This window comes from Streptomyces mexicanus (genome assembly GCF_902506575.1).
Lineage (GTDB): Bacteria > Actinomycetota > Actinomycetes > Streptomycetales > Streptomycetaceae > Streptomyces > Streptomyces mexicanus.
In genome coordinates this window covers 5,988,780-5,994,660 of sequence record NZ_LR732544.1, presented here as the reverse complement: position 1 = coordinate 5,994,660, position 5,881 = coordinate 5,988,780, and the positions used below count along the sequence as shown (strand labels likewise).

The window sequence follows — 5,881 nt, the reverse complement described above, 5'->3', positions numbered from 1 at the left end:
ATCCGGCTCCGCCCGGGCCGGTGCCTCCGGAGCCGGATCGGAACTGGATCGGAGCCGGATCGGGGCCATCGGAGCCGGATGTCTCACATGACGGGATCGGGGGCACAACCATGTGGCCTCGGCGTTTACACACGGGTAACAGTAGGGCGTCCCCGCGCGCGGCAACGGCGCCGAGCGCCGACCAAGCCCACCGTGCCAGAAAGGGGCCCCGTGACGACGCGACCCGAGACACAGGCCCGACCCGAGTCCCAGGCCCGGCTCGACGCCCTCCGCGGCGAGATCGAGCGCCGTAACCCCGCCCAGCCGGAGTTCCACCAGGCCGTGCACGAGGTCCTGGACACCCTCGCCCCGGTGCTCGCCGCGCGCCCGGAGTACGCCGAACCGGGCCTCGTGGAGCGGTTGTGCGAGCCGGAACGGCAGATCATCTTCCGGGTGCCGTGGCAGGACGATCAGGGCCGGGTGCACGTCAACCGCGGTTTCCGGGTGGAGTTCAACAGCGCGCTCGGGCCCTACAAGGGCGGCCTGCGCTTCCACCCCTCCGTCAACCTCGGCATCATCAAGTTCCTCGGCTTCGAGCAGATTTTCAAGAACGCGCTGACCGGTCTGGGGATCGGCGGCGGCAAGGGCGGCAGCGACTTCGACCCGCACGGGCGCAGCGACGCGGAGGTCATGCGCTTCTGCCAGTCGTTCATGACGGAGCTGCACCGGCACCTCGGTGAGCACACGGACGTGCCGGCCGGTGACATCGGCGTCGGGGGCCGGGAGATCGGCTACCTGTTCGGGCAGTACCGGCGGATCACCAACCGCTGGGAGGCCGGCGTGCTCACCGGCAAGGGGCCCGGCTGGGGCGGCTCGGCCGTCCGCCCCGAGGCGACCGGCTACGGCAACGTCCTGTTCACCGAGGCCATGCTGCGCGAGCGCGGCGAGGACCTCCAGGGGCAGACGGCGGTCGTCTCCGGCTCCGGGAACGTGGCGATCTACACCATCGAGAAGCTGCTCGCCCTCGGCGCCAACCCGCTGACCTGCTCGGACTCCAGCGGCTACGTCGTGGACGACAAGGGCATCGACGTGGAGCTGCTCAAGCAGGTCAAGGAGGTCGAGCGCGGCCGGGTGGCCGACTACGCCGAGCGCCGGGGCGCCTCCGCCCGGTTCGTGCCCGGCGGGCGGGTCTGGGAAGTGCCCGCCGACGTCGCCCTGCCCTCGGCCACGCAGAACGAACTGGGGGAGGAGGACGCGGCCACGCTGGTGCGCAACGGCGTGAAGGCGGTGTCCGAGGGCGCGAACATGCCGACCACGCCCGAGGCCGTGCACCTGCTGCAGCAGGCCGGGGTCGCCTTCGGCCCGGGCAAGGCGGCCAACGCCGGCGGGGTCGCGGTCAGCGCGCTGGAGATGACGCAGAACCACTCCCGTACGGCGTGGTCGCGGGAGCGGGTCGAGGAGGAACTGGCGCGCATCATGACCGACATCCACCGCACCTGCCACGAGACCGCCGAACGCTACGGCGCCCCCGGCGACTACGTGACCGGCGCGAACATCGCCGGCTTCGAGCGGGTGGCGGACGCGATGCTCGCCCAGGGCGTCATCTGAGGCCTCGCACCCCGCGCGCGAGCGTCCCCCGCGCGAGGGCGCGCCCGCACTCGCAAGGCCGCGCCCCGCACGCGCTACGGCCGCGCCCCCGCTCCGTACTGCTGCGGAGCGGGGCGCGGTCGTAGTGCTGTCAGCGCCATAGCGCTGTGGTGCCGTAGCGCTGTGGTGCCGTCGGAGCGTTCAGTGCGCGGCGGCGGCTGCCGCCGGGGCGCCGCCCCGCCCGGTGGGCCGGGCGACGATCAGCACACCGGAGACGACCGCGGCGATCAGCATCGCGGCCACGCCCCACCAGATGGCCTGGGTGTAGCCGTGCACGATGCCCTCGCGCAGGACCTGCGCCTTGCGGGAGGGGTCGGTCAGGTGGCTGCCGACGTAGGTGGTGGTCGCCGAGGTGGCGATGGTGTTCAGCAGGGCCGTGCCGAGCGAACCGCCGACCTGCTGCGAGGTGTTGACCATCGCGGAGGTCACGCCGGCGTCCTGCGGGCGCACGCCGTGGGTCGCGGTGGAGAACACCGGCATGAAGGTCAGGCCCATGCCGAGGCCGAGCAGGATCTCGGCGGGCAGGACGTGCGTGGCGTAGGCGGAGTCCACGCCGAGCTGGGTCAGCACCACCAGGCCCGAGGCGGCCAGCAGCATGCCGGGCACCATCAGCAGGCGCGGGGGCGTGCGGGGCAGCAGCCGGGCGGAGATCTGCGTGGAGCCGATGATGATCGACGCGGACATGGGCAGGAACGCCAGACCGCTGCGGACCGGCGAGTACCCGAGGATGCCCTGCAGGTAGTAGGTCATGAACAGGAACAGGCCGAACATGCCGATGGTGGCCAGGCCCATGGTCAGGAAGCATCCGGCGCGGTTGCGGTCGGCGAGGATGCGCAGCGGCAGCAGCGGCGACTTGGCCTTCATCTGCCACAGCACGAACGCCGCCAGCAGCACCACGCCACCGGCCAGCAGGCCCAGCACCAGGCTGTCGCTCCAGCCGCGCGGCTCGGCCTCGGAGAAGCCGTAGACGACGGCGACCAGGCCGCCGCAGCCGAGGATCACGCCGGGCACGTCCAGCTTGACGTCGCGGTGGCCCGGCCGGTCGTGCAGCAGGATCGCGGCGCCGACCACCGCCACGACGGCGATCGGGATGTTGACGTACAGACACCAGCGCCAGTTCGCGTACGAGGTCAGCACACCGCCCAGGAGCAGGCCGATCGCGCCGCCCGCACCGGCGATGGCGCCGTAGATGCCGAAGGCCTTGCCGCGCTCGCGCGGGTCGGTGAACGTCGTCGTCATCAGCGACAGCGCGGACGGGGCCAGCACGGCGCCGAAGACACCCTGCAGGGCGCGGGCGCCGAAGAGCAGGCCGGGGCTCTGCGCGGCGCCGCCGATCGCGGAGGCGACGGCGAAGCCGACCAGGCCGATGATGAAGGTGCGCTTGCGGCCGACCAGGTCCGCGACGCGTCCGCCGAGCAGCAGCAGGCCGCCGAAGGCCAGGGTGTAGGCGGTGATGACCCACTGCCGGTTGCCGTCGGTCATGCCGAGCGCCTTCTGCGCCGACGGCAGGGCGATGTTCACGATGGTCGCGTCGAGGACGACCATCAGCTGGGCCAGAGCGATGATCACCAGCCCCCACCAGCGGCGGGGGTCGGGAGCGGACACACCGGTGGCGTCGGTGGCCGGGGCCGTCCGTATCGGAGCGGCCGTGGGCGAGTCAGTCATGAAGTGAACGTCACTTCCTTGGTCTGAGGGCGTGCGTATGTCATGTGCGGGGCGCCAGGGCGCCGCGGCCCGGGCGCACCGGGGCCGGAGCGCCCGCGCTCCCGCGTCGAAGACTGTGGTGGTGTGAAGCCGCCGGACCCGGTCCGGCGCTTCGCTCCGGCGTCGTCGCCGGGCTGGGCCGTGCCGGGTTTCCCGTTTCCCGGCAGGCGGAACGGACCCCCCGATCCGTCATTCTCGCAGATCGTCAGTAAAGCTGATGGTCAGTATAGTGTACGCTACGGCCATGAAGGACGTGTGTCTCCCCGATGTCCTGGCCGGGAGGCTCGGGTATCTGCTGAAACACGCCTACCTCGCGCTGGCGGTGGAGCTGGAGCAGGCGCTCGCGCCCTTCCACCTGATTCCGCGCGAACTGGGCGTCATGGCGGTCATCGACGCCGCCCGGGAGCAGCCGTCCCAGCTGGAGATCGCCGCGCAGCTCGGCGTCGACCGCACGACGATGGTCGGCGTCATCGACTCCCTGGAGAAGAAGGGGTACGTGGAGCGCCGGCGCAGCGACCGCGACCGCCGCCGCAACGTCGTCACCCTCACCCCGCAGGGCCGCTCCTGCCTGCACGACGCCGAGCAGGTCCGCGAACGCGTGGAACGCGACTTCCTCGCCCCGCTCGACGACCTGTCCGCCGAGGCCCTGACGGCCACCCTGCTGGCCCTGCACCGGGCACGGGCGGAGGCGGGCCACACCATCGTCACCGGCGGCCACCTGCCCTGCGGCCGCCCCGACTGACCGCACCGCGCCGTTCCGCCCCTCCGGTCGGAACGACCGCCGTCCGTACCTCGGCCCAGACGGTCTTGCGCGGGGGCGGTCCGGGCACGACGCCCCAGCGGTCGGCGAGCGCCTCAACGATGAGCAGGCCGCGGCCGGACTCGTCGTCCGGTTCCCCCTGTCGGAGGTGCGGCAGCCGGTCACCACGCGTGTCGGTGACCTCGATGCGGAGGATGTCACCGACCACGTACAGCAGCAGCCGGAAGTCCCGGCCGGGGACGCGGCCGTGGGCGACGGCATTGGCGGCCAACTCGGCGACGATGTGCTCCGCCGGGTGCACCGGCAGCCCCCAACTGCGGAGTTGCTCGGTCGCGAGCAGTCGGGCGAGGCGGGCACCGCGAGGTGTGGGGGACAGCTGAAGGCTGAAGTGGCGCACGGGGGAGCCGAGATGGTTTTCAGGGCCACGCGTTCCTTGATTCACGTCACCAGCGTGGCGGGGCGTGCTTCCGTAAGTGAGTGACATGACCTGCACGTACCGTCACTGTCCCGTTTTTGTCCCGGCTGTCTCGGCTGTCTCGGGCGTTGAGCGAGTACGAGGACGCGCCGAAGGAGGGGCCATGGGCGAGGGCGCCGAAGAGGCCGGCTGGGACGTCGAGCCGGGCGACGAGATCGAGCCGGTGGTGCAGGCGGTGGGCCGCCTGCTCAAGATCTGCCGCGAGGCCGCCGGGATGACGGTGTCCGAGCTGTCCGAGGCCATGGGATACGGCGAGGACATGATCCGCAAGATCGAGCGGGGCGCCCGCATCCCCAGGCCGGAGTTCCTGGACCGGGCGGACCAGCTCCTGAAGGCCCAGGGCCACCTGCGCGCCTTCATGGAGGACATGCGCAAGGCCCGCTACCCGAAGAAGGTCCGGCAACTGGCGGAGATGGAGGAGCGGGCGGTGGAGATGCTGCTGTACAGCAACCACAACATCCACGGCCTGTTGCAGACGGAGGAGTATGCGCGGGCAATGTACGCGATGAGGCAGCCGGCACTTCCTGAAGACGTTGTGGAGCGGGAAACCGCCGCGCGGATGGCGCGAAAGGCAGTCTTCGACCGGGAGCCGGCTCCGACACTCAGCTTCGTGCAGGAGCAGGTGACGCTCGAACGCCCCTTCGGTGGGAAGACGGTGCTGCGTCGACAGCTCGAATACCTCTTGGTGGTGTCCAAGTTGCGGAACGTCACCCTCCAAGTGATGCCGACCGACCGTGAAGAGCATGCCGGGGCGGCGGGCATGATCGAGGTACTGAAGTTCGCCGACGGCACAGCGATCGGGCGTTCCGACGGTGCGTTCAACGCGCGCCCGGTATCGAACCCGAAAGACCTCCGCATCCTCGAACTGCGCTATGGCATCATCCGGGCGCAGGCTCTCACACCGAGGGAGTCGCAGGCCTTCATCGAGCGCGCCTTGGGGAGACTATGAGCACTGCGGACCTCCACTGGATCAAGAGCAGCTACAGCAGCAGCAACGAACCCGGCGACTGCCTGGAAGTCGCCCCCACCGCCACCACGATCCACGTCCGCGACTCCAAGAACACCGACGGCCCCCGGCTCGCACTCACGCCGCAGGCGTGGGCGGACTTCGTGACGTACGCGTCGCAGAGCTGACCCGCGCAGGTGTCGGGGTTGTCGCGGCCGACACGGCAGTTCACGCTGCCGCGTCGGTGCCCCGGCCCCCGTCACGGCGTTCGCGGCCCTCACGGCGTTCGCGGCAATCACGACAGTAGGCCCCGGGGCACGGGGTGCGAATCGCTCGCTCGCAGCCCTCGCAGTTGTGGAACGGAGGAGGG

Annotated in this window: 6 protein-coding genes; 4 read left to right on the top strand and 2 right to left on the bottom strand. The window is 71.1% G+C overall.

What is annotated here, in order from left to right; translation table 11 throughout:
- Positions 1-210 precede the first annotated feature (210 nt).
- Positions 211-1,587, top strand: coding sequence for an NADP-specific glutamate dehydrogenase (gene gdhA, locus GV126_RS26790; protein WP_185946748.1), 1,377 nt, complete (start codon positions 211-213; stop codon positions 1,585-1,587).
- Positions 1,588-1,767: 180 nt separating this feature from the next.
- On the opposite strand, the gene GV126_RS26785 is transcribed toward gdhA, so the two are convergent.
- Positions 1,768-3,291: an MFS transporter gene (locus GV126_RS26785; RefSeq protein WP_159671608.1), complete on the bottom strand. Its 1,524-nt coding sequence runs from the start codon at positions 3,289-3,291 to the stop codon at positions 1,768-1,770.
- Between the two features lie 283 nt (positions 3,292-3,574).
- Between GV126_RS26785 and GV126_RS26780 the strand changes: the two genes are divergently transcribed.
- Positions 3,575-4,072 (top strand): MarR family winged helix-turn-helix transcriptional regulator, encoded by a 498-nt coding sequence (locus tag GV126_RS26780; RefSeq protein ID WP_159671606.1) that lies wholly within the window; start codon positions 3,575-3,577, stop codon positions 4,070-4,072.
- Here the strand turns inward: GV126_RS26780 and GV126_RS26775 are convergent.
- Entirely contained in the window at positions 4,035-4,487 is a 453-nt protein-coding gene (locus GV126_RS26775) for an ATP-binding protein (protein ID WP_236570114.1), read from the bottom strand. The genes GV126_RS26780 and GV126_RS26775 overlap by 38 nt on opposite strands.
- A 181-nt stretch (positions 4,488-4,668) precedes the next feature.
- Here GV126_RS26775 and GV126_RS26770 point away from each other — a divergent pair, with 181 nt between their 5' ends.
- Positions 4,669-5,514, top strand: coding sequence for a helix-turn-helix domain-containing protein (locus tag GV126_RS26770; RefSeq protein WP_159671604.1), 846 nt, complete (start codon positions 4,669-4,671; stop codon positions 5,512-5,514).
- Positions 5,511-5,699: a DUF397 domain-containing protein gene (locus GV126_RS26765; protein WP_159671602.1), complete on the top strand. Its 189-nt coding sequence runs from the start codon at positions 5,511-5,513 to the stop codon at positions 5,697-5,699. The genes GV126_RS26770 and GV126_RS26765 overlap by 4 nt, the downstream gene beginning before the upstream one ends.
- The last annotated feature ends 182 nt before the right edge of the window (positions 5,700-5,881 follow it).

What these genes read in the sequence shown, in the direction of transcription:
- GV126_RS26770 (WP_159671604.1), top strand. Translation starts at nt 4,669, where the DNA reads ATGGGCGAGGGCGCCGAAGAGGCCGGCTGGGACGTCGAGCCGGGCGAC.
- GV126_RS26765 (WP_159671602.1), top strand. Translation starts at nt 5,511, where the DNA reads ATGAGCACTGCGGACCTCCACTGGATCAAGAGCAGCTACAGCAGCAGC.
- GV126_RS26785 (WP_159671608.1), bottom strand. Translation starts at nt 3,291, where the DNA reads ATGACTGACTCGCCCACGGCCGCTCCGATACGGACGGCCCCGGCCACC.
- GV126_RS26780 (WP_159671606.1), top strand. Translation starts at nt 3,575, where the DNA reads ATGAAGGACGTGTGTCTCCCCGATGTCCTGGCCGGGAGGCTCGGGTAT.